Origin of the sequence: Pseudomonas sp. Irchel 3H9 (genome assembly GCF_900187495.1) — a bacterium.
Taxonomy (GTDB): Bacteria; Pseudomonadota; Gammaproteobacteria; order Pseudomonadales; family Pseudomonadaceae; genus Aquipseudomonas; species Aquipseudomonas sivasensis.
On the sequence record NZ_FYDK01000011.1, the window covers coordinates 23,440 to 44,456 of the forward strand.

19 protein-coding genes are annotated in these 21,017 nt (G+C 61.3%); 16 read left to right on the top strand and 3 right to left on the bottom strand.

Annotation, left to right across the window (positions count from 1 at the left end; all coding sequences use genetic code 11):
* Window positions 1-44: 44 nt before the first annotated feature.
* The 16 genes from CKW32_RS26800 (at window position 45) to CKW32_RS26875 (ending at window position 16,336) form a co-directional block, all read left to right on the top strand.
* Window positions 45-1,655, top strand: a complete 1,611-nt coding sequence (locus CKW32_RS26800; RefSeq protein ID WP_032885480.1) for an ABC transporter substrate-binding protein — start codon at window positions 45-47, stop codon at window positions 1,653-1,655.
* Between the two features lie 45 nt (window positions 1,656-1,700).
* Window positions 1,701-2,714, top strand: a complete 1,014-nt coding sequence (locus CKW32_RS26805) for an ABC transporter permease (protein WP_371260689.1) — start codon at window positions 1,701-1,703, stop codon at window positions 2,712-2,714.
* A 45-nt stretch (window positions 2,715-2,759) separates the two neighbouring features.
* Window positions 2,760-4,364, top strand: coding sequence for an ABC transporter substrate-binding protein (locus CKW32_RS26810; RefSeq protein ID WP_095186417.1), 1,605 nt, complete (start codon window positions 2,760-2,762; stop codon window positions 4,362-4,364).
* A gap of 42 nt (window positions 4,365-4,406) precedes the next feature.
* Window positions 4,407-5,324: an ABC transporter permease gene (locus CKW32_RS26815; RefSeq protein WP_095186418.1), complete on the top strand. Its 918-nt coding sequence runs from the start codon at window positions 4,407-4,409 to the stop codon at window positions 5,322-5,324.
* A 15-nt stretch (window positions 5,325-5,339) separates the two neighbouring features.
* On the top strand, window positions 5,340-6,179 hold the full coding sequence (locus CKW32_RS26820) for an ABC transporter ATP-binding protein (protein ID WP_032885474.1): 840 nt from the start codon (window positions 5,340-5,342) through the stop codon (window positions 6,177-6,179).
* 11 nt (window positions 6,180-6,190) lie between these two features.
* Complete coding sequence (locus CKW32_RS26825) at window positions 6,191-6,967, top strand: ABC transporter ATP-binding protein (RefSeq protein WP_032885473.1); 777 nt, start codon at window positions 6,191-6,193, stop codon at window positions 6,965-6,967.
* Between the two features lie 189 nt (window positions 6,968-7,156).
* Entirely contained in the window at window positions 7,157-8,068 is a 912-nt protein-coding gene (gene kdgD / locus CKW32_RS26830) for a 5-dehydro-4-deoxyglucarate dehydratase (RefSeq protein WP_032885472.1), read from the top strand.
* A 60-nt stretch (window positions 8,069-8,128) separates the two neighbouring features.
* Window positions 8,129-8,497, top strand: coding sequence for a 5-carboxymethyl-2-hydroxymuconate Delta-isomerase (locus CKW32_RS26835; RefSeq protein ID WP_095186419.1), 369 nt, complete (start codon window positions 8,129-8,131; stop codon window positions 8,495-8,497).
* Window positions 8,498-8,535: 38 nt separating this feature from the next.
* Window positions 8,536-10,335 (top strand): glycosyl hydrolase family 28 protein, encoded by a 1,800-nt coding sequence (locus CKW32_RS26840; RefSeq protein ID WP_095186420.1) that lies wholly within the window; start codon window positions 8,536-8,538, stop codon window positions 10,333-10,335.
* 392 nt (window positions 10,336-10,727) lie between these two features.
* Window positions 10,728-11,015: a hypothetical protein gene (locus CKW32_RS28695; RefSeq protein WP_371260687.1), complete on the top strand. Its 288-nt coding sequence runs from the start codon at window positions 10,728-10,730 to the stop codon at window positions 11,013-11,015.
* 128 nt (window positions 11,016-11,143) lie between these two features.
* On the top strand, window positions 11,144-12,172 hold the full coding sequence (pstS, locus tag CKW32_RS26850) for a phosphate ABC transporter substrate-binding protein PstS (RefSeq protein WP_032885469.1): 1,029 nt from the start codon (window positions 11,144-11,146) through the stop codon (window positions 12,170-12,172).
* Between the two features lie 74 nt (window positions 12,173-12,246).
* Window positions 12,247-13,212, top strand: a complete 966-nt coding sequence (gene pstC / locus CKW32_RS26855; RefSeq protein WP_032885468.1) for a phosphate ABC transporter permease subunit PstC — start codon at window positions 12,247-12,249, stop codon at window positions 13,210-13,212.
* Window positions 13,212-14,123, top strand: a complete 912-nt coding sequence (gene pstA / locus CKW32_RS26860; RefSeq protein WP_032885467.1) for a phosphate ABC transporter permease PstA — start codon at window positions 13,212-13,214, stop codon at window positions 14,121-14,123. Before pstC ends, pstA begins: the two co-directional genes overlap by 1 nt.
* Before the next feature lie 76 nt (window positions 14,124-14,199).
* Window positions 14,200-14,961, top strand: coding sequence for a phosphate ABC transporter ATP-binding protein PstB (gene pstB / locus CKW32_RS26865; RefSeq protein WP_050442813.1), 762 nt, complete (start codon window positions 14,200-14,202; stop codon window positions 14,959-14,961).
* 53 nt (window positions 14,962-15,014) lie between these two features.
* Window positions 15,015-15,713 (top strand): hypothetical protein, encoded by a 699-nt coding sequence (locus CKW32_RS26870; RefSeq protein WP_032885466.1) that lies wholly within the window; start codon window positions 15,015-15,017, stop codon window positions 15,711-15,713.
* Window positions 15,713-16,336 (top strand): hypothetical protein, encoded by a 624-nt coding sequence (locus tag CKW32_RS26875; protein WP_032885465.1) that lies wholly within the window; start codon window positions 15,713-15,715, stop codon window positions 16,334-16,336. The genes CKW32_RS26870 and CKW32_RS26875 overlap by 1 nt, the downstream gene beginning before the upstream one ends.
* A gap of 21 nt (window positions 16,337-16,357) precedes the next feature.
* Here the strand turns inward: CKW32_RS26875 and CKW32_RS26880 are convergent, their stop codons facing one another.
* The 3 genes from CKW32_RS26880 to CKW32_RS26890 are packed head-to-tail and all read right to left on the bottom strand — an operon-like array spanning window position 16,358 to window position 20,410.
* On the bottom strand, window positions 16,358-17,698 hold the full coding sequence (locus CKW32_RS26880; RefSeq protein ID WP_095186422.1) for a cytochrome c: 1,341 nt from the start codon (window positions 17,696-17,698) through the stop codon (window positions 16,358-16,360).
* A gap of 16 nt (window positions 17,699-17,714) precedes the next feature.
* A complete protein-coding gene (locus CKW32_RS26885; RefSeq protein WP_095186423.1) occupies window positions 17,715-19,952 on the bottom strand; it encodes a molybdopterin cofactor-binding domain-containing protein in 2,238 nt (745 codons plus the stop codon).
* Window positions 19,952-20,410, bottom strand: coding sequence for a (2Fe-2S)-binding protein (locus CKW32_RS26890; RefSeq protein WP_032885461.1), 459 nt, complete (start codon window positions 20,408-20,410; stop codon window positions 19,952-19,954). Before CKW32_RS26890 ends, CKW32_RS26885 begins: the two co-directional genes overlap by 1 nt.
* Window positions 20,411-21,017: the final 607 nt, after the last annotated feature.

Here is a 21,017-nt window from a genome sequence, read left to right on the forward strand (position 1 = left end):
GGGCTGATCAAGAGCCCTATAAATATAAAAAAGGCACTCTTGTTATGAGCATTTTCCCTTCGCTGTGGGCGCGGGTGTTCGTCGCCGCGCTGGCCGTTACCGCCGTACCGGCAAGTTTTGCCAAAACGCCGGCCGATCAACTGATCGTCGGCATGAGCATGATCAACCTGTTGTCCCTCGACCCAGCTGCCGCCACGGGTCTGGATGTGTCGGAAATCAACGCCAACCTGTATGACATGTTGCTGGTGCAGGACGTCGCCCAACCAGACCGACTGGTGCCAGCGCTGGCCGAGCGCTGGCAGGTCAGTGAGGACCGCAAGACCCTGACCTTTAACCTGCGCACCGGGGTGAAGTTCCAGTCCGGCAATGACTTGAGCGCCGAAGACGTTGCCTGGTCGCTGCACCGGGTGCTCAAGCTCAACCTCGCACTCGCTTCCACCTGGAAGGCCTACGGCTTCACCGCCGAAAACGTCGAGCGCTACATGCGCGCCACGGACCCCACCACTTTCGTGATCGAACTGCCAAGGCCGACCGACCCGCTGCTGGTGCTCAACACCCTGGCGACCTCGCCAAGTGCGTTCATCCTCGACCGCAAAAAAGTCCTCGAACACCAGAAGGGCAGTGACATGGGCGCCGCCTGGCTGGTGACTCATGCGGCCGGCAGTGGCGCATTCGTGCTCAATGACTGGCGTGCCAACGACGTGATCCTGATGACGCGCTTCGATGGTTACTGGGGCGGCCCGGCCAAGCTCAAGCGCATCGTGATGCGCAACATGACCGAGTCGCAGTCATTGCGACTGATGATCGAGCGCGGTGACCTGGATATCGCCAAAGGCATGTCCGCGCCGGACATCGAAGCCCTGCAGAAAAGCGACAAAGTACGCACCCAGACCCTGCAACGCGGCACCTTGTATTACGTGGCCCTGAGTGTGAAGCAGCCAATGTTCGCCGACGCCCGTGTGCGCAAGGCCGTGCGCTCGCTGATCGATTACCAGGGGATCAACCAGACGGTCATGCCCCATTACGGCGTGATCAACCAGCGGCCGCTGCCATTGGGCCTGGCCGCGCGCCTGCCGGACCCGGGCTACAAGCTCAACGTCGAGCAGGCCAAAGCCTTACTGGCTGAAGCCGGTTACCCGAACGGCTTCAAGACCACCATCCGCGTGCTGGCCGAACCGCCGTTTATCAACATCGCCTCCAACCTGCAATCGACCCTGGCCCAGGCCGGCATCGAAGCCAGCATCATCACCGGCACCGGTAACCAGATCTACGGCGCCATGCGCGAGCGCACGTTCGACATCATCGTCGGTCGCGGCGGTGGCGGGGCGGAGCGTCATCCCCATTCCAGCCTGCGCACCCTGGTGTACAACCCGGATAACCGCGATGAAGCCAAGCTCACCAACTTCCAGGGCTGGCGCACGTCGTTCTACAGCCCTGAGTTGAACCAGTTGATTGAGAGCGCGGAAGTCGAGCCGGATGCCGGTAAGCAACTGACTCAGTACCGCGAGATTCAGGAGCAGGTCGATCAACAGGTCGGAGCCATTTTGCCGGTCTCGCAGATGACCGACACCGTGGTGGTGTACACCGACGTGGCCGACTTCCAGGGCCATACCGCTGCGACCACGCGCTACAAAGACGTCTACAAAAAGCGCTGATCGATTTACCAGGAGCTCACTATGTTTGTTATGACTGCCTCTGTCATGGGCGCTCGCGCTTCCAATACCCTGCGGCGCGCCAGCACCGTGTTGGTGACGTTGCTCGGCCTGTTGGCGCTGACCTTTATCATCGGCCGGGTCATGCCGCTTGACCCCGTGCTGGCGGTAGTCGGGCCGGATGCCGACAGCTCCACCTACGACCAGGTGTACCGGTCGATGGGCCTGGACAAGCCGATCTGGACCCAATTCGGCCTTTACCTCAATGACCTGCTCCACGGTGATTTCGGCAACGCGTTGCTGACGGGTCACCCGGTGCTGGATGACATCCTGCGCGTGTTCCCGGCGACCATCGAACTGGCCACTCTGGCGATTCTGTTCGGCGTGTTGATCGGCTTGCCGCTGGGCGTGTGTGCGGCGAGCAACCAAGGGCGGCTCGGCGATCATGTGGCGCGGGTAATCACCTTGTTCGGTTACTCCACGCCGATTTTCTGGCTGGGCATGATGGGCCTGCTCGTGTTCTACGCCTGGCTCGGCTGGGCGGGCGGCGCGGGGCGCATCGACCTGGCCTACGACGGCATGGTGCCCGAAGTCACCGGCCTGTTGCTGATCGACACATCGCTCGCCCGCGACTGGGAAGCCTTCGCCAGCGCCCTGCGGCATATCGTGTTGCCGGCGCTGATTTTGGGCCTGAACTCGGTGGCGTACATCAGCCGCATGACCCGCAGCTTCATGCTTGAGCAGTTGTCCCAGGAGTACATCATCACTGCGCGGGTCAAGGGTTTGTCCCGTCGCCAAGTGGTGTGGGGGCATGCGTTTCGCAACATCCTCGTGCAGTTGCTCACCGTCGTTGCACTGGCCTATGGCTCGCTGCTGGAAGGCGCAGTGCTGATCGAAACCGTATTCGCCTGGCCGGGGTTCGGCCAATACCTCACCAGCAGCCTGATGCTTGGCGACATGAATGCGGTGATGGGCTGCGTGCTGGTGATCGGCTTGATTTTTGTCGCGCTCAACCTGATCAGCGATGCCCTGTACAAGGTGTTTGATCCGCGCACCCGTTAATGCGTCGCGCAGTACCGATAAAACTATAAGAAGAAGGAATTTTTCATGACATTTTCGAAACTGCACCTTGGCCTGCTGACCGCTGTGCTCGCGCTTGGCCCGATGACCCTGGCCAACGCCAAGACCCCGGCCGATCAACTGATCGTCGGCATGAGCATGGTCAACCTGTTTTCCATCGACCCGGCCAACGCGCCCGGCCTGGATGCGTCCGGCGTCAACGCCAATCTTTACGACACACTGATCAAACGTGACCAGGGTAACCCGGAAAAACACCTGCCACAGTTGGCCGAACGTTGGGACATCAGCGAGGACGGCAAGCAGGTAACGTTTCATCTGCGCCAGGACGTGAAATTCCATTCGGGCAACCCGCTGACCGCCGAAGACGTGGCGTGGTCGCTGTACCGCGTGATGAAGCTCAACTTCGGCCTGGCCACCACCTGGAAGGCCTACGGCTACAGCGTTGAGAATATCCAATCGCTGATCCGCGCCACGGACGCCCACACCCTGGTCATCGACCTGCCGCAGACCATGGACCCGCTGCTGCTGGTGGACTCTCTGGCGATCTCCCCGAGCGCTGTGGTAGTGGACCGCAAGACCGCCCTGGCCCATGAAAAAAACGGCGACCTCGGCGCCGGTTGGTTGGTGACGAACGAGGCGGGCAGTGGCCCCTTCGTGCTGACCAAATGGAGCGCCAACGATTCCCTGTTGCTGACCCGTTTCGACGGCTACTGGGGCGGCGCAGCCAAGCTCAAGCGCGTGGTGGTGCGGCACATGACCGAATCCCAGTCCCTGCGCTTGATGCTCGAACGCGGTGACCTCGACCTGGCCTACGGCATGGCCGCGCCGGACATTCGCGCCATCGACGGCTCGGACAAGATCCAAGTGCAGTCGCTGCCGCGCGGCACCATGTACTACGTCGCCATGAGCATGAAACAACCGGAATTCGCCAAGCCCAAGGTGCGTGAAGCCGTGCGCAACCTGATCGACTACAAGGGCCTGGACCAACAAGTGATGCCGTATTACGGAACGCTCAACCAGCAGCCGATGCAACTGGGTCTGGAAGCACGCCTGCCGGATCCGGGCTATCACATGGACGTGGCCAAGGCGAAAGCGCTGCTGACTGAGGCGGGTTACCCCGAGGGGTTCAACACCACCATCCGCACGCTGTCGGAACCGCCGTTCATTGATATCGCTGCTCGCCTGCAAGCGACCCTGGCCGAAGGCGGGATCAAGGCCAGCATCGTCACCGGCACGGGTAACCAGGTGTACGGCGCGATGCGCGCGCGCAATTTCGAGATCATCGTGGCCAGGGGCGCCGAGCGTTACCCGCACCCGTATTTCAGCCTGCGCACCTTTGCCTACAACCCCAACAACAGCGACGACGCCGGCCTACCGAACTTCCAGGGCTGGCGCGCCTCGTTCTTCAGCCCGCAGATCAACACCCTGATCGACCAGGCCGGCGTGACGCGTGATTCGGCGCAGCGGGTCAGCCTGTATCACCAGGCGCAAACCCTCTACGACCAGCAAGTGGGGCCGATCCTGATGATTTCGCAGATGACCGACACCGTGGTCAGCGCTGCCGACGTCAAGGGCTTCACCGGTGACGATGCCGAGGCCACCCGTTACCTGGGTGTCTACAAGCAGCGTTGAGTGGGGCTGCGGCCCTTCAGAATTCACACAGAGAAGATGCTTATGAATGCCAATCTGTCTTCCATCGACACGGCGGCGAAGCGGCCGGTGGATCGCTCGCCGGGCTCCAGCTTCGATGCCTTCTGCAAGAGCGGCCTGCGGGTGCTGCGTCACCTGTTGCGTAACCCTATGACCCTGGCGGGCCTGCTGGTGGCGCTGCTGTTGGTGGTGGTCGCGGCCTTTGCACCGTGGATCGCTACCCATGATCCGGTGGTGCAGAACCTAGCCGGCGCGTTGCAGGCACCGGGTTCGGCGCATTGGTTCGGCACCGATGAATATGGCCGGGATATTTTCAGCCGGCTGGTCTACGGCTCGCGGATCACGCTGTACATCATCGCCCTGGTCACAGTGATCGTAGGGCCTATCGGGCTGTTTATCGGCACCGTGTCGGGCTACTTCGGCGGTGCGGTCGACACCGTGTTCATGCGCCTGACCGATATCTTCATCTCCTTCCCGAGCCTGGTCCTGGCACTGGCGTTTATCGCGGCCCTCGGCCCTGGCCTGGAGCACGCGGTGGTGGCGATTGCATTGACCTCCTGGCCGCCGATTGCGCGGCTGGCGCGGGCCGAAACCTTGTCCCTGCGCAACGCTGATTTCGTCGTCGCAGTGGAGCTGCAAGGCGCGTCGCCGGCGCGGATTATCCTGCGCCATATCGTGCCGATGTGCTTGTCCTCGGTGATCATCCGCCTGACCATGAACATGGCCGGGATCATCCTCACCGCTGCCGCTTTGGGCTTTCTCGGCCTGGGTGCCCAGGCGCCGCTGCCGGAGTGGGGCGCCATGATTTCGACCGGCCGCCGCTACATGCTCGAATGCTGGTGGCTGGTGGCGGTTCCAGGGGCAGCGATCATGCTGGTCAGCCTGGCCTTCAACCTGTTGGGCGATGGCCTGCGGGACATCCTTGATCCGCGCAGCGAATAATCGGAGGAACACCTGATGTCCGCCATCAAACTGAATGTCGAAGGGCTTAACGTGCGCTTCGTCAGTGGCCAAAAAGAAACCCACGCCGTGCGCGATGTGTCCTTTACCTTAGGCCGGGAAAAACTCGCGATTGTCGGTGAGTCCGGCTCCGGCAAGTCCACCGTGGGTCGCAGCCTGCTGAAGCTGCATCCGCCCAGCGCCAAAATCACCGCCAAGGCCATGGCGTTTGGCGAGGTCGACCTGTTGTCGGCCAGTGAAAAAGCCATGCAGAAGATCCGCGGCCAGCGCATCTCGATGATCATGCAAGACCCCAAGTACTCGCTGAACCCGGTGGTCAAGGTCGGCGATCAGATCGCCGAAGCCTACCTGGCCCACCACAAGGCCAGCCGCAGCGATGCGCGAGAGCGCGTGTTGCAAATGCTGGAGCAGGTGCATATCCGCGACCCGCAGCGCGTCTATAACCTGTATCCCCATGAAGTCTCCGGCGGCATGGGGCAGCGCATCATGATCGCGATGATGGTGATCACCCGTCCGGAAGTGATCATCGCCGACGAGCCCACCTCGGCGCTGGATGTCTCGGTGCGCCAGCAAGTGCTCAACGTGCTGGAAGAGTTGGTGGACCAGCAGCAGATGGGGCTGATCTTCGTCAGTCACGACCTCAACCTGGTGCGCAACTACTGCGACCGCGTGCTGGTGATGTACGCCGGGCGCGTCGTTGAATCCCTGGCCGCCTGCGACCTGCAGTACGCCGAACATCCCTATACCCGTGGCTTGCTGGCCGCGCTGCCGAGCATGGACAACCGCCGCGTGCACTTGCCGGTGCTCAAGCGCGATCCTCTCTGGCTGACTCAATAAGGAACCTGACCATGCCCATGATCCAAGCGCACGCCTTGAACCTGAGCTTCGGCACAGGCGCTGCCATCAACCAAGTGCTGCACGATGTGAGCCTGAGTGTCGCCGACGGTGAATCGTTCGGTCTGGTGGGGGAGTCCGGCTCGGGCAAGACCACCGTGCTGCGCTGCCTGGCCGGGCAATACCGGCATTGGAGCGGCGAGCTGAGCATTGCCGGCGCGCCGCTGCAGCACAAGATTCCCAAGGAGCATTTTCGCAAAGTGCAGATGGTCTTCCAGGACCCCTACGGCTCCCTGCATCCCAGGCACACCATCGACACGGCGTTGCGCGAGCCGCTGATTATCCATGGGGTAGGGGACAAGGACGACCGTATCAACGAGATCCTGCTCAAGGTCGGTCTGAACGACAGTTTTCGCTTTCGCTATCCGCACCAGCTCTCCGGCGGCCAGCGCCAGCGTGTGGCGATCGCGCGCGCTTTGATCCTGGAGCCGCGGGTACTGCTGCTGGATGAGCCGACCTCGGCGCTGGATGTCTCGGTCCAGGCCGAGATCCTCAACCTGCTGGCGGACCTGCGCCAGCGCGAGAAACTCACCTACCTACTGGTCACCCATGACCTGGGTGTAGTCACTCACTTGTGCGATCGGGTGGCGGTGATGCAGCACGGCAAGATCGTCGAGTTGCTCGACTGCCAGGCCCTGAGCCAGGATCAGGCGGCGCACGATTACACGCGCATGCTGGTGCAGGCCAGCCGCGACTTCAGTCAGGAGTCTGAGCGGCGGCGTGTGGGATAAACGCTTAGTCATCGTACAACATGGCTTTTATCGATTGATGTGATTTTTTAGATAGGTGTCTATTTCATTGGGTTAAATGGCAATTTTCTCAAGATGGGCACTTACAGGGTAGCTTTACTTTTTTTGTAGTTGTACGATGACTTACCTCTTAAGGTATTCCATCCAAATTTCGAACAAAGGTTTGTGAACATGACGCCACAAGAACTAAAAACAGTCCTGTCTTCCGGCTTGCTCTCCTTCCCGGTTACCGACTTTGATGCCGCTGGCGACTTCCGCGCCGACACCTACGCACGCCGCCTGGAATGGCTGGCACCTTACGGCGCCAGTGCGCTGTTCGCGGCAGGGGGTACCGGGGAGTTCTTCTCTCTGGAGCCCAAGGAATACACGCAGATCATCAAGACCGCCGTGGACACCTGCAAAGGCCAGGTGCCGATCCTCGCCGGTGCCGGTGGCCCTACGCGCCAAGCGATTGCCTACGCCCAAGAAGCTGAGCGCCTGGGCGCTGCCGGCATCTTGCTGATGCCTCATTACCTCACCGAAGCCAGCCAGAAAGGGTTGGTGGCCCATGTTGAGCAGGTGTGCAACTCGGTGGATTTCGGTGTGGTGGTGTACAACCGCAACCTGTGCCGCCTCAACGCCGACAGCCTGGAACAATTGGCCGAGCGCTGCCCGAACTTGATTGGTTTCAAGGACGGCATTGGTGAAGTCGAATCCATGGTCAGCATCCGCCGTCGTCTGGGCGACCGCCTGACCTACCTCGGTGGTCTGCCGACTGCCGAAGTCTATGCCGCCGCCTACAAAGCCCTCGGCGTGCCGGTTTACTCCTCGGCGGTGTTCAACTTCATCCCGAAAACCGCGATGGACTTCTACCGCGCCGTGGCCGCCGACGACCACGCCACCGTAGGCCGTTTGATCGATGATTTCTTCCTGCCGTACCTGGCGATTCGTAACCGCTGTGAAGGCTATGGTGTGAGCATCGTCAAGGCCGGTGCTCGCCTGGTTGGCCACGACGCCGGCCCGGTACGCGCGCCACTGACCGATCTGCTGCCCGATGAAGTGGAGCAACTGGCGGTGCTGATCAAGTCCCTCGGCGCTCAATAAAACGTTGGTCGGCGGCGCCCTGATGGCGCCGCTGTCCGGTCTGCCTGCAAGGAGTCCACCATGCCCCATTGCATCATCGACTGCCCCGCGACCCTGGCCCAACGCGTCGGCGAACAACGTCTGCTCGCCACCGTGCATGACGCCCTCGACGGGTTCGGCGTGTTCAAACCCGGCGACATTAAAGTGCGCCTCAACGGCTTCACCCATTATCGCTGCGGTACCACTCAAGACGACTTCGTGCACGTGGCCCTGTATCTCTTCGCCGGGCGCACGGCCGAACAACAACGCAGCCTCGCCTCGGCGACACTCGCCGCCCTGGTTGAACTGCTGCCACAGGTCGAAGCACTGTCCATGGACGTGCGCGAAATGCCCCGCGAAAGCTTCATCAACCGCAGCCAATACCTCGAAGAGTCCGGGCGACCGATGTAGCCCTCAACGTTAATACCGGCAAAAACAAGGAGAACAACATGCCGTATCAACCCTCGCAAAAATCCTCAGCGCGTTGCGCACTGGCCCTCATCGCCCTGGGTTGCAGCCCGCTGTCCTGGGCGCTGCAGGCACCGTCGAAAGTGCAAGTCCCGACCCTGGCTTATGACGACCAGCACATCATCCTGGTCTGGGAAAAACCCGCTGATCATGCCGGCATCAAGGATTACCGGGTGTACGCCAACGGCACCTTGCTGGGCAGTGCCAACGCCAACAACGATCAGGTGTCGCCGGCCAAGCCCTACATCGACCAGTTCTACCGGCAGGACACGGCCAATTTCCACCATCGCATCGGCATTCACAGCTACACCGCCCAGGGCCTGAAGCCCGACACGGCCTACCGTTTCACCGTGCGTTCGGTGGATGGCAACGGCAAGGAGTCGGCAGACAGTGCCCCCGTGCAGCAACGCACCACCAAGGTCGCGGCCCTGTTTGACGTGAAAAAGTACGGCGCCAAGGGCGATGGCAATCAACTCGATACCCTGGCAATCCAGAGCGCCATTGATGCCTGCACCCCAGGCTGCAAAGTCCTGCTGCCCAAAGGCACCTACAAAAGCGGTGCGCTCTACCTCAAGAGCAACATGACCCTGGAGATCGCCGAAGGGGCGACCCTGCTCGGCTCAGAGCGCGCCGAAGATTACCCGTTGGCTGGTTACATCCAATACCCGTATTCCACCACCGTACGCCCGGCCTCGCTGATCAACGCGTTGCCCCGCGATCCGCGCCAGCATCAGTCATTTGAAAATATCCGCATCGTCGGCAAGGGCACCCTCGACGGCAATGGCTGGAAGCGCAACGCCGATGTCGTCGATGAGCGTGGCCAGGCACTGCCGTTTTACCTGCCCAGCGACAACACTCGCTATGCCCAGGACGGCCTGCTTGCCAAGGCCCAGGTGGAGCAAGCCGTCGCTCGCGGCATGAATGTGAAGGACGCGTATGGGCAAATGCGCTCCTCGCTGATCACCCTGCGTAACGTCAAGAACGTGTTCTACGGCGGCTTCACCGTGGTGAACCCGGCGTTCCACGGCATCATGAACCTGGAGACCGAAAACGTGGTGCTGGCCAACACCACCCACAAGACCTACGACGCCAACAACGGCGACGGCATCGAGTTTGCCAACAGTAAGGGCGCGATGGTCTTCAACAACTTCTTCGACACCGGCGACGACTGCGTCAACTTCGCCGCCGGCACCGGTGCGAATGCCGTGCACCAGCCGCCCCAGGAAGATGCGTGGATTTTCAACAACTACTTCCGCAAGGGCCACGGCATGGTGGTGGCCGGCAGTCATACCGGTGCGTGGATCCAGAACATCCTGGCTGAAGACAACGTCTCCGACGGCACTGATGCCGGGTTGCGTATGAAGAGCACCAACTTCATGGGCGGCGGCACGCGCAACGTTATCTTCCGGGATTCGGCGATTCGCAACACGGTCAAGCAGGCGTTCATCTTCACCCTCGACTACAACGACCCGAACGCCAAACTCGATTATCAGCGCTCCACGATTGCCGGGCAGTTCAGGGACATCCGCGTGACTGACGTCAGTGTGGAAAATGCCCAGGGCGCGGCGATCGAGGTCAAGGGCGATGCCGCGCACAATGCCTATCATCAGGGGTTGGTGTTCGAGCGTGTGCGCTTCAGCGGCGCGGCCAAGGCGCGTATTGATGGGCTGAAAGATTCACGCTTCGAGCGTGTGGTGTTCAGTCAGACCGGTGGTGGCAATCCGTGGCAGGTGAGTGGTAGCCAGGGACTGGTGTTCAAGGACGTGGAGCCGACGCCCTAAACGTACGTAGCAACGTGGTTAACGGGGCGACTCCAGATCAAAAGCAAGAGCTCGGCGGCCTTGGCGCCGACCGAGTTCTTAAACTGAACTCCGTCCAAATGTGGGAGGGGGCTTGCCCCCGATGGCAGTGTGTCAGTCACCGATGATTAGCTGACACTTACTCATCGGGGGCAAGCCCCCTCCCACATTTTGATTTCCGTAGATCAGATAGACCTCGCTTTGCTCAGGCTTTGGCGCGCGGGAGACGAAGAACGAAGCTCGGCTGCATGCATGAGAAAGCTGCGTTAGTCGTCAGCGGCTGCGCTCAAAGATTGATATCATTGGGCCACTTATTTCGAGTGTTCCTTATGTTTCCTGGGCTTATCCGCGTGTTTGTCCTGGGCCTCATTTTGATGCTGTCGAGCCTGTCCGCCCTGGCGGCCAATACCCCGTGTTCAGGTCGTAAAGGAGGTATCGCCGGTTGTGATGGGGATGTATTCCTGTGCAACGACGGCTCCATAAGCGCCTCTAAAAAAAGTTGCACCGCCTATACGGGCAACCGCCTGGCACGCCCCGCCGTGCAGCCGCTGCAAGGTCGCTCGCAGAGTTGCAGCTGCGGTAGCGGTGCGTACTGTACCGGGCCACGGGGCGGGGTGTTTTGCCTTACGCCTTCCGGACAGAAAAGTTACCGGCGCCACTAAACAACAGCGAAATGCGTAGCTGTGGCGCAAAAGGGGGACAAAATAGCGGCTTGCCATTCAATTTTCATAAAAGCGTAACAATGCTGATGCAGAGTTTCGGGAGCCCGTAATCACAAGGATTTCCCTGAATGAAACGTCTGATGAAGTCTGCTGCACTCGCCGTTGCGGTTTCTCTAAGTGCCACCTCGGTATTTGCCGCCGAAAACGTCCGTCTGACAGGTTCTGGCGCCAGTTTCCCAGCGCCGATCTATCTCACCTGGTTCAAGGATTTCAGCAAAAAGACCGATGGCGTCACGGTTGACTACCAATCCAAGGGGAGCGGGGCGGGTGTTCAGGACTTCCTGAACAAAACCGTGGACTTCGCCGCCAGTGACTCGGCCATGAAAGATGAAGACATTGCCAAGGTCGCCGAAGGCGTGCAGTTGCTGCCGATGACCGCGGGCGAAATCGTGCTGGCGTTCAACCTGCCAGGCAATCCTAAAGAGCTGAAGTTGCCACGCGATGTGTACTCCAACATCTTCCTGGGCAAGATCACCAAGTGGAACGATCCGCAGATCGTCGCTGCCAACCCTGGCTTGAAATTGCCGGATATGCCGATCACCGTGGTCGTGCGTGCAGACTCCAGCGGTACCACTGCCGTCTTCACCAAGCACTTGGCGGCCATCAACCCACAGTTCCAAAAGGACTTGGGTGAAGGCAACACCGTCAACTGGCCTTCCAGCGACAAATTCATCAAATCGCCGAAGAACGATGGCGTGACCGCCACCGTACGCCAGACCCCAGGGGCGATTGGCTACATCGAATACGGCTTCGCCAAATTGGCCAAGGTTGACTTTGCCCAGCTGCAAAACAAGGCCGGCAAGTACGTGGTTCCTAACGCCGAAAGCGGTGCCGAAGCACTGGCTGCGGTGAAGATGCCGGAAAGCTTGGTGGCCTGGCTGCCGGATCCGGACGGTGCCAAGTCCTACCCGATCACGTCCTACACCTGGATGATCTTCCGCAAAGACAACGGCAACCCGGCCAAGGCCAAGGCCATGCGTGAAATGGTCGAATACAGCCTGACCGAAGGCCAGAAAATCGCTGACTCGATGGGCTATATCCCACTGCCGCCATCGGTAGTCGATCAGGTTCGCAAAGCATCCGCCAACATCCAGTAACGCCCGTGAGGCCTCTCTCGGCGGGTGCTGTCAGCCTTGCCGGGAGAGTTACCCCCCTGTTCCGGAATTAGCCAATGAACACACCTTTTGTCGTACCGGGTAACCCGGACTCTGCCTGCCAGCCACCTTCTACGAAGGACTTCCTGGTTGATCGCACCTTCCGTGCGCTTGCGCGGATAGGTGTGGTTCTGGTGCTGGCGTTGGTGTTTGCCCTGGTGTTTGAAGTCGGGCGCAAGGCCCTTCCAGGCATGGAAAAGCACGGTTTTGACGTGATTTTCGGAAGCGTCTGGGACGTTAACCAAGGCAAGTACGGCATTCTGCCGGCCATCTGGGGCACGCTTTACAGTGCCTTCATCGCGTTACTGATCGCAGGTGTTTTCGGCGTCAGCATGGCGATTTTCCTTACCCAAGATTTTTTGCCGGCGAAGCTGGCGGCGGTGTTTCGCACCATCGTCGAACTGCTCGCGGCCATTCCCAGCGTCGTTTATGGCCTGTGGGGCATTTACGTGGTGATTCCGGCGATCCGGCCTTTGACCGCTTGGTTGAACACCGAACTCGGCTGGATCCCTTTTTTCGGCACCTCCTTGAGCGGTCCGGGGCTGCTCCCGGCCGCGCTGGTGTTGGCGATCATGATTCTGCCGACCATCGCTGCCGTGTCCCAGGACGCCCTCACCGCCGTGCCGATGAAAACCAAGCAAGCGGCCTACGGTATGGGCACCACTCACTGGGAAGCGATTCTCAAGGTGATGGTGCCGTCCGCCGCTACCGGCATCTTCGGTTCCCTGGTGCTGGGCCTGGGCCGCGCACTCGGTGAAACCATGGCCCTGGCCATGCTGGTGGGCAATGCCAACAACATCTCTCTGTCGCTGTTCGCACCGGCCAATACCCTGGCGGCCTTGCTGGCGCTGAACTTCCCGGAAGCCGGGCCGAACGAGATCGAGGTGCTGATGTACGCCGCACTGGTGCTGATGTTGATCACGCTGATCGTCAACATCTTCGGCTCCATGATCATGATGTACGCCCAACGGGGTAATAAGTGATGACTGATCTCACTGCTGCAACCGACCTGACGTCCCCCGCAGGCGCGATGCCCAGCCTGCAGCGCCGGTTTGAAGGCCGCGCCCTACGCAGCCTGGTATTGACCACCCTGGTCTGGACAGGCGCGCTACTGGCCAGCGTGCCGCTGATTTCCGTGCTCTACATGCTGATCATGCGTGGCGGCGCGCGCCTGAGCCTTGAAGTGTTCACCGAGCTGCCGCCGACTGGTTTCGAGACCGGCGGTGGTTTCGGCAACGCAATGGCCGGTACCTTCGTGATGGTCGGCATCGCCGCTGCCATCGCCGTGCCGGTCGGCATCATGGCGGCGATCTTCCTCGCCGAACTGGGCCCTGACAGCAAGCTGGCGAACGCCGCGCGTTTTGCCGCGAAGATGCTCACCGGCCTGCCTTCCATCCTGGCCGGTGTATTCGCCTACGCCCTGGTGGTCATGACCACCGGCACCTACTCGGCTCCGGCCGGTGGTGTGGCACTGGCGGTACTGATGCTGCCGATCGTGGTCCTGACCGCTGAAGAATCGATGCGCATGGTGCCCAAGATCATGAAGGACGCCGCCTACGGCATGGGCTGCACCCGCTCCCAAGTGATCTGGAAAATCGTCCTGCCCACCGGCCTGCCGGCAATCCTCACTGGCGTGATGCTTGCCGTGGCTCGCGCCGCAGGCGAAACCGCGCCGCTGTTGTTTACCGCACTGTTCAGCAACTACTGGATCTACCACGACGGCAGCCTGGCGGTGATGAATCCGACGGCCTCGCTGGCCGTGCTGATTTACAACTTCTCCGGCATGCCCTTCGACAACCAGCTTGAACTCGCCTGGGCGGCGTCGCTGGTACTGGTAATGATCGTGCTGGTCGTGAATATCGTGAGCCGTATTTTCGGCAAGCCAAAGTATTGAAAACGGGAGCATCTGAATCTTGAACGTCTCAACTGCGCAAATAGCCGCTCCGTTTGTCACCCAGGCGCCTGTGGTCATGGACTGCAAGCTGGATAAGATCTTCTACGGCAACTTCCTGGCCGTACGTGACAGCCATGTGCCGATCGAAAAGAACAAGATCACTGGCTTCATCGGTCCTTCCGGCTGCGGCAAAAGTACCGTGTTGCGTAGCCTCAACCGCATGAACGACCTGGTCAAAGGTTTCCGCTTTGAGGGCCACGTGCACTTCCTCGGGCAGGACGTCTACGGCAAGGGCGTGGATCCAGTGGTCGTGCGCCGCTATATCGGCATGGTGTTCCAGCAGCCGAACCCGTTCTCGATGAGCATCTTCGACAACGTCGCTTTCGGCCTGCGCCTGAACCGCTACAAAGGCGATCTGGGCGACCGCGTCAAACACGCCCTGCAAGGTGCGGCGTTGTGGGATGAGGTCAAGGACAAACTCAAGGTCAGCGGCCTGTCTCTGTCCGGTGGTCAGCAGCAACGCCTGTGTATCGCCCGTGCCATCGCCACCGAGCCAGAAGTGCTGTTGCTCGACGAACCCTGCTCGGCACTCGACCCGATTGCCACGCGCCGTGTCGAGGAGTTGATGGTTGAGCTGAAGAAGGACTACACCATTGCCCTGGTGACCCACAACATGCAGCAAGCCATTCGTGTGGCTGACACCACGGCGTTTTTCTCGGTGGATATTTCCCAAGGCACGCGTACCGGCTATCTGGTTGAGATGGGCCCTACGGAGCAGATTTTCCAGAACCCGCGCGAGCAAATGACCGGTGACTACATCACCGGTAAGTTCAGCTGAACCCTGCGCGAGCTCGGACGCTCGCGCATTTTCACCTGTTTATAGGAATGCCAATGCCAGCAACACGACGCCTTGATTTGCCCGCGATTGAACGTGCACTGCGTGAGGTACAGCAGCGCTTTGCCGAGCTCAGTCGGGACTTTACCGAGCCGCGCGATCCGTTGACTGACGAAGTGCTGCATAACGTGCTTGAAGGCTATGCGCTGATTGACGACTACGTGGCGCGGGGCGTCGACCTGTTTGACCTTCAGCAACTGAACCTGATGCTGGAGATCAACGCCACCGTACTCTGTGGCAGCGACCCGACCCGCCGACTGGAATACGCCCAGCACCTGGCGGCGACCGAAGAACACTTCTTCAACAACGTCGAGGGCGGTATCAAGGACTTGTACAACTGGTACTGCGCGTACCGCAGTGAGTCGGTCTGGAAGCGTGCAGCCGGGGTGTATGTACGCATCCTCAGCAAGCCGCAGTTGTTCATCGAAGGCAACAACCGCAGCGGCTCGCTGATTGTCAGCTATTTGCTGATGCGTGCAGGGTTGCCGCCGTTCGTGCTGTCGCTGGAGAACGCCGAAGGCTACTTCAACCCCTCATCAGTCATCCGTAACTCAGCCAAACATGGCGTCAAGGCGTTGTACGAATTGCCCAAGATCAAGAAAAAATACGCAGCCTTCCTCGAAGAACAGGCACCGGATCCAATGAAGTTTTTTCTTAAGGACCAGCCCGTGCCCGTCTATCAAGGGGGCCATTGATGAGCGGTTCTCTCCTGTTCGCCAGGGCAGGGCAGGCCCTCCAGCGCCTTCTCCCGATGCAACTGCTTAAGCGCCCGCGCATCCGCATTTCGTTCGACATAGACGACACCCTGGCCTGCCAGCTCCACCACTGCGACGTCGAGCCGAGCCGGCTGCCGGCCTGCGTGCACCGTTGGCTGGGTGAACCGCTGCGAATCGGCACGCGCTCCCTGACCCGCGAACTCCGCCGCCAGGGCTGCAGCATCTGGGTCTATACCTCGTCCGGTCGCACGCCGTCCTATATCCGACGGTGGCTGATGCTGTACGGCATCCGCGTCGACGGCGTGGTCAACAGCGTGCTGCATAACCAGGCACTGACGGCGCACGGGCTGTCGAATTCACCATCGAAATTCCCACCGGCCTTCGACATCGACCTGCATGTGGATGACTCCGAAGGTGTGCGCAGTGAAGGCCATGACCACGGTTTTCGCGTGGTGGTGGTGGACCCTCAGGACGAGCACTGGGCGCAGCGGGTGTTGGAGGCCGTCGCGCAGGTTCAGGCGCAGCTTGCCCGTCAGCAACCCCTCAGGCACGCACCAACAACACAGAGCGCGCGCAGGTTTTTTCTGCCTGAGGCGCTCTGAAAATCCGAGGGTTGGCCCGCCTCAACGCATATGCAAAATAATCGGACTGCTGCTCGCAGGATCCGTATGCCCACGCAGTTTACCCACCGCCTTGGCGTCCACCGCGCCACCCTGATTACCCCAAGTACCGCGCACATACGTCAGCACGTCGGCGATTTCCTGATCAGACAACTGTTCACGAAACGCCGGCATGCGATACGCATCCGGCACGCCAGCGGCGACCACGCGTTGTGCACCATTGAGGGTGATGTTGATCGCTGACGCCGTCTCCTTTACCAGCGCCGAGGTGGCGCCGGCCAGGGGCGGCATCCACTCGGGCTGGCCTTTGCCGTCAGCGCCGTGGCACGAGGCGCAGCGGGTTGCGTAGGTGTGGGCGCCGGGTGCGTCCGGGCGCGCGTCGGCGGTCACGTACTGCCAGGGCGTGCCGTCGCGCTGCGGGTCGCCGGGCAGCGACTTGAGGTAGCGGGCGATGGCCGCCAGGTCGTCGTCGGCCATGAACTGGGTGGAGTTGTTGAACGCTTCGGTCATCGAGCCGTAGACCACCGCGTGCTGGTTGCGGCCGGTCTTGAGGAACTGCACGATCTCAGGCTCGCTCCAGCGGCCCAAACCGCTGTTGGGGTCCTGGCGCAAGCTGGGTGCGTACCAGCCATCGAGCAGGGCGCCGGCGAGGAACGGCTTGCCGGAGTCATCCAGGGCTTTTTCGTTGAAGGCCAGACCACGCGGCGTGTGACAACTGCCGCAGTGGCCAGGCCCTTGGACGATGTAGGCGCCGCGATTCCACAGCGCGTCCTGGTTGGGGTTGGCGGCGTAGGTGGCCGTGGGTGCGAACAGGCCGTTCCACAGTGCGATGGGCCAGCGCATATTCAGCGGCCAGGGAATATCGCTGGGGATATTCGGCTGGTTGGCCGGTTGCACGCCTTTCATGAAAAACGCGTACATCGCCTTTATATCGTCGTCGCTGAGCTTGGCATACGACGGGTAGGGCATGGCCGGGTACAACCGTCGGCCGCCCGGTGCCACGCCGTGGCGTACCGCTCGGTCGAAGTCGGCGAGGCTGTAAGTGCCGATCCCGTGGGTACGGTCCGGGGTGATGTTGGTGGCGTGAATTGCACCCAGCGGCGTGGCCATTTCCAGGCCACCGGCGAACGGTGCCTTGTCGGGCAGGCTGTGGCAGGCCACGCAGTCGCTGAGGCGGGCGACGTACTCGCCGCGACTGACCAGGGCCGGGTCGAAACTGGCGGCCTGTGCCGGTTCAAACGGTGTGGCCGGTTGGCGGGTGACATACCAGGCCATCAGGCCGGCGGCGATGACGCAGGGCAGCGCGAGCCAGCCTACGGTTCTTGCGAATCGACGGTTGTTCATGGGCGGTCTCGCTCGGTTAGCTGAAGGTGTGTCGGCTTAATGGCAGGCTGCGAACACGCTGGCCGGTCAATTGCGCCACCGCGTTGACCACGGCCGGCGCCACAGCGGGGAGCGGAGGCTCACCGATGCCGCCCATCTTTTCACCACTCTCGATGATCTTTACGTGCACCTGCGCCATGCGTGACGGCGGCAGGATCGGGTAAAGGTCGTAATTGCGCGCCCGTGGCTTGCCGTCCACGTACACCGCTTCCTCCAGCAAAGTCTGCGATAAGCCCAAGGCTACCGCGCCGTTGACCTGCGCTTCGACAATCGCCGGGTTGACGATGCTGCCAGGGTCGATGGCTTCCCAGATGTGGTGCACCTTGACCTGGCCGTGTTCAATCGACACCTCGGCGATCACCGCCGCGTGAGAACCGAACGGCGAGGCCATGGCCACGCCACGCGCTCGTCGTGTGCCGTCTTCGGCGGTGTAGGGGCCACGCTTCCAGCCGCCGGACAACTCGGCCACCGCTTTGAGTAAAGTCGTCAACCGAGGGTTGTCCCGCAGCAAATGCAGGCGCAACTCATACGGGTCGCGTTTGCCTTGGTCGGCCAGTTCATCGAGGAACGCTTCGTAGAAGAAGTCATTGAGCGAGTTACCCACCGACCGCCAGTAGCCGAGCATGGCCGGGCCTTTGACATAGATCTGTGCGATGCGTTTGTTGGGGATGGCGTAGCTCTTGCCGGTCAGGCCTTCGAGGGCCGTGGGGTCGAGTTTTTCGCCCTGTTTGCCGGCGATGGCTTCGCTGGGGCCTTCGGTGGCGCTGACGGCTTCGATGGCAACGGGCAGGCCGTCGGCATCCAGCGCGGCGCGGAACTTGACCACCGCAACCGGGCGCAGTACATCGCGCAGGAACTCTTCTTCACGGCTCCAGATCAGCTTGACCGGACGGCCCACCGCCTTGGCCAGCGCAATGGCCTGCGGGTAAGGGCTGGCCGAGTCATAGAGGAAATGCCGGCCAAAAAAACCGCCCAGTAGCGGTGAGTGCAGATTGATTTGTGCAGGCGCCAGGCCGGTGCGCTTGGCGATGTCAGCGCGGAACATGTCCGGCGCCTGGTTGGGCAGCCAGATGTCCAGGGAACCGTCGGGGTTGAAACGCGCCAGGGCTGAAGGCGGCTCCAACTGGGCGTGATTGACGTACTGGTTGTGGTAGGTGGCCTCGATCTGAGTCTTGGCGTTTTTCAGTGCGCCGGCCACATCGCCTTCGTTTTCATCGTCACGGGCCGGGCCTTGCTGGGTGGCGAGGAAATCGCGGAAGCCATCGCTGGAAAAGTCGGCGGGCATCGCGCGGACTTTGGCGTCAGCGGCCGCTTCCAACCAGTCGACCTGGATGGCTTCTACCGCGCGCTTGGCATGCCACCAGCGTTCGGCGACGACCGCCACTGCGCCAGGCAGTTGATGCACCGAGTGCACGCCTGGCATGGCTTCGACCTGCGCCTGGTTACGCAGGCTGCCCACGGTCATGCCCAGGCGCGGCGCGTGTTGCACGGCGGCGTGGAGCATGTCATCGACTTTCAGGTCGATGCTGTACAGCGCCTTGCCAGTGGATTTGTCGTAGGCGTCCACACGCTTGACCGGTTTACCGATCCAGCGGAATTGACTCGGGTCGCGCAGGGTAATGCTCGCGGCATCAGGCACCGGCATGTCCAGGGCGCGGCTGGCCAACTCGCCATAGCCCAGGGAACGACCGGACGCAGCGTGAACCACGCGGCCGGGTTGAGTGGTCAATTGGGCCACTGGCACACCGAGCTGCTCGGCGCCGGCCTGCAGCAGCATGGCGCGGGCGAGGGCGCCCAGGCGACGCATGGTCGGATAGCTCATGCGCACCGACATGCTGCCGCCGGTGATGCGCATACCGTTGTCCATCACCACATAAGCCTCACCGGGTGGCGCGGCTTCAACGATGAACGTGGCCGGGTCGGCGTCGAGTTCTTCGCCGACAATCTGCGCCATGGCGGTGTGGGTGCCCTGACCGCCTTCCATAAAGGGGCTGAGCAGGCGAACAGTGCCGCCCGGGCGAATCTCCAGAAAGGCCGGCACTTGGGTGCCACGTTCTGTCGTCGCGCCGGTGGCAGCCTGCACCCGGCCCGAGCCGAGCGGCAGGCCGAAACCGATGACCAGCGCCCCCACGGCCGTACTGGCCAGGAAGCGTCGGCGGGACAGGTTGACCGGCTCGTCCAGGGAGAGGCCGGGGATGAGTCCTGGCATATTCATCAGGCAGTCTCCTTCCCGGCGGCGAGGTCGTACATGGCGGTATGGATGGCGTTGTAGGTACCGCAGCGGCACAGGTTGACCATCGCTGCGTCGATCTGCTCTTTGGTGGGAGCGGGGGTGTGCTTGAGCAGCGCGGTGGCTGCCATCACTTGTCCGGACTGGCAGTAACCGCACTGCGCTACCTGGTGCTCGACCCAGGCACTCACGACACGTTTGCCCACGTCATCGGCTTCGATGGCTTCGATGGTGGTGATCTCGCGGCCAACGACCCCGGCTACCGGGGTGACGCACGAACGCACTACATTGCCGTCCACCAGCACCGAGCAGGCGCCGCATTGGGCCAGGCCGCAGCCGTATTTGGTACCGGTCATGCCCAGATTGTCGCGGATTACCCACAGCAATGGCGTGTCGGCTTCGGCCTCGACCTGATAGGCCTTTTGGTTGATACGTAATTCCATGGCTGGCTCACCTGCTGATCATCGGTTGGTGGTGCTGATTTCTTATAGGAGTGGTGCGACGAGAAGTCGCCCATCGTCGAACTCTAGACCACCGCGCAAGGGGTATCTATCTGCTGGCCGCCATATTCAGAGGATCAGGCAAGGATTCAACAGGATTGGGTGACTGACAGCGGTGAAGCCCGGTGGTGGAGTCTGGCCTTTGCGTGGTGATCAAGCTTTCTGTCATGAACAGGTTTCTGTGATGAACGGTCTTTTTGTGGTGAGCGGGCTTGCCCCGCGCTGGGCTGCGGAGCAGCCCCATAACCTGCCACCGAGATTGACCGGAAGAAATGCGGTGTTCTTGATGGGGCCGCTTCGCAGCCCAGCGCGGGGCAAGCCCGCTCACCACAGGACACCGGTTCACCACAACAAATCCACTCACCATGGACAGCCTGTTCACCAGCTATAACAACCCATATTTACCGTGGTTGGCAGGACCACTGTGATGATCAGGTTTTCTGTGGTGCACAGTCTTTTTGTGGTTGTGAGGGTTTCTGTGGTGCGCGGTCTTTTTGTGGTGAGCGGGCTTGCCCCGCGCTGGGCTGCGGAGCAGCCCCAAAACTGCCGC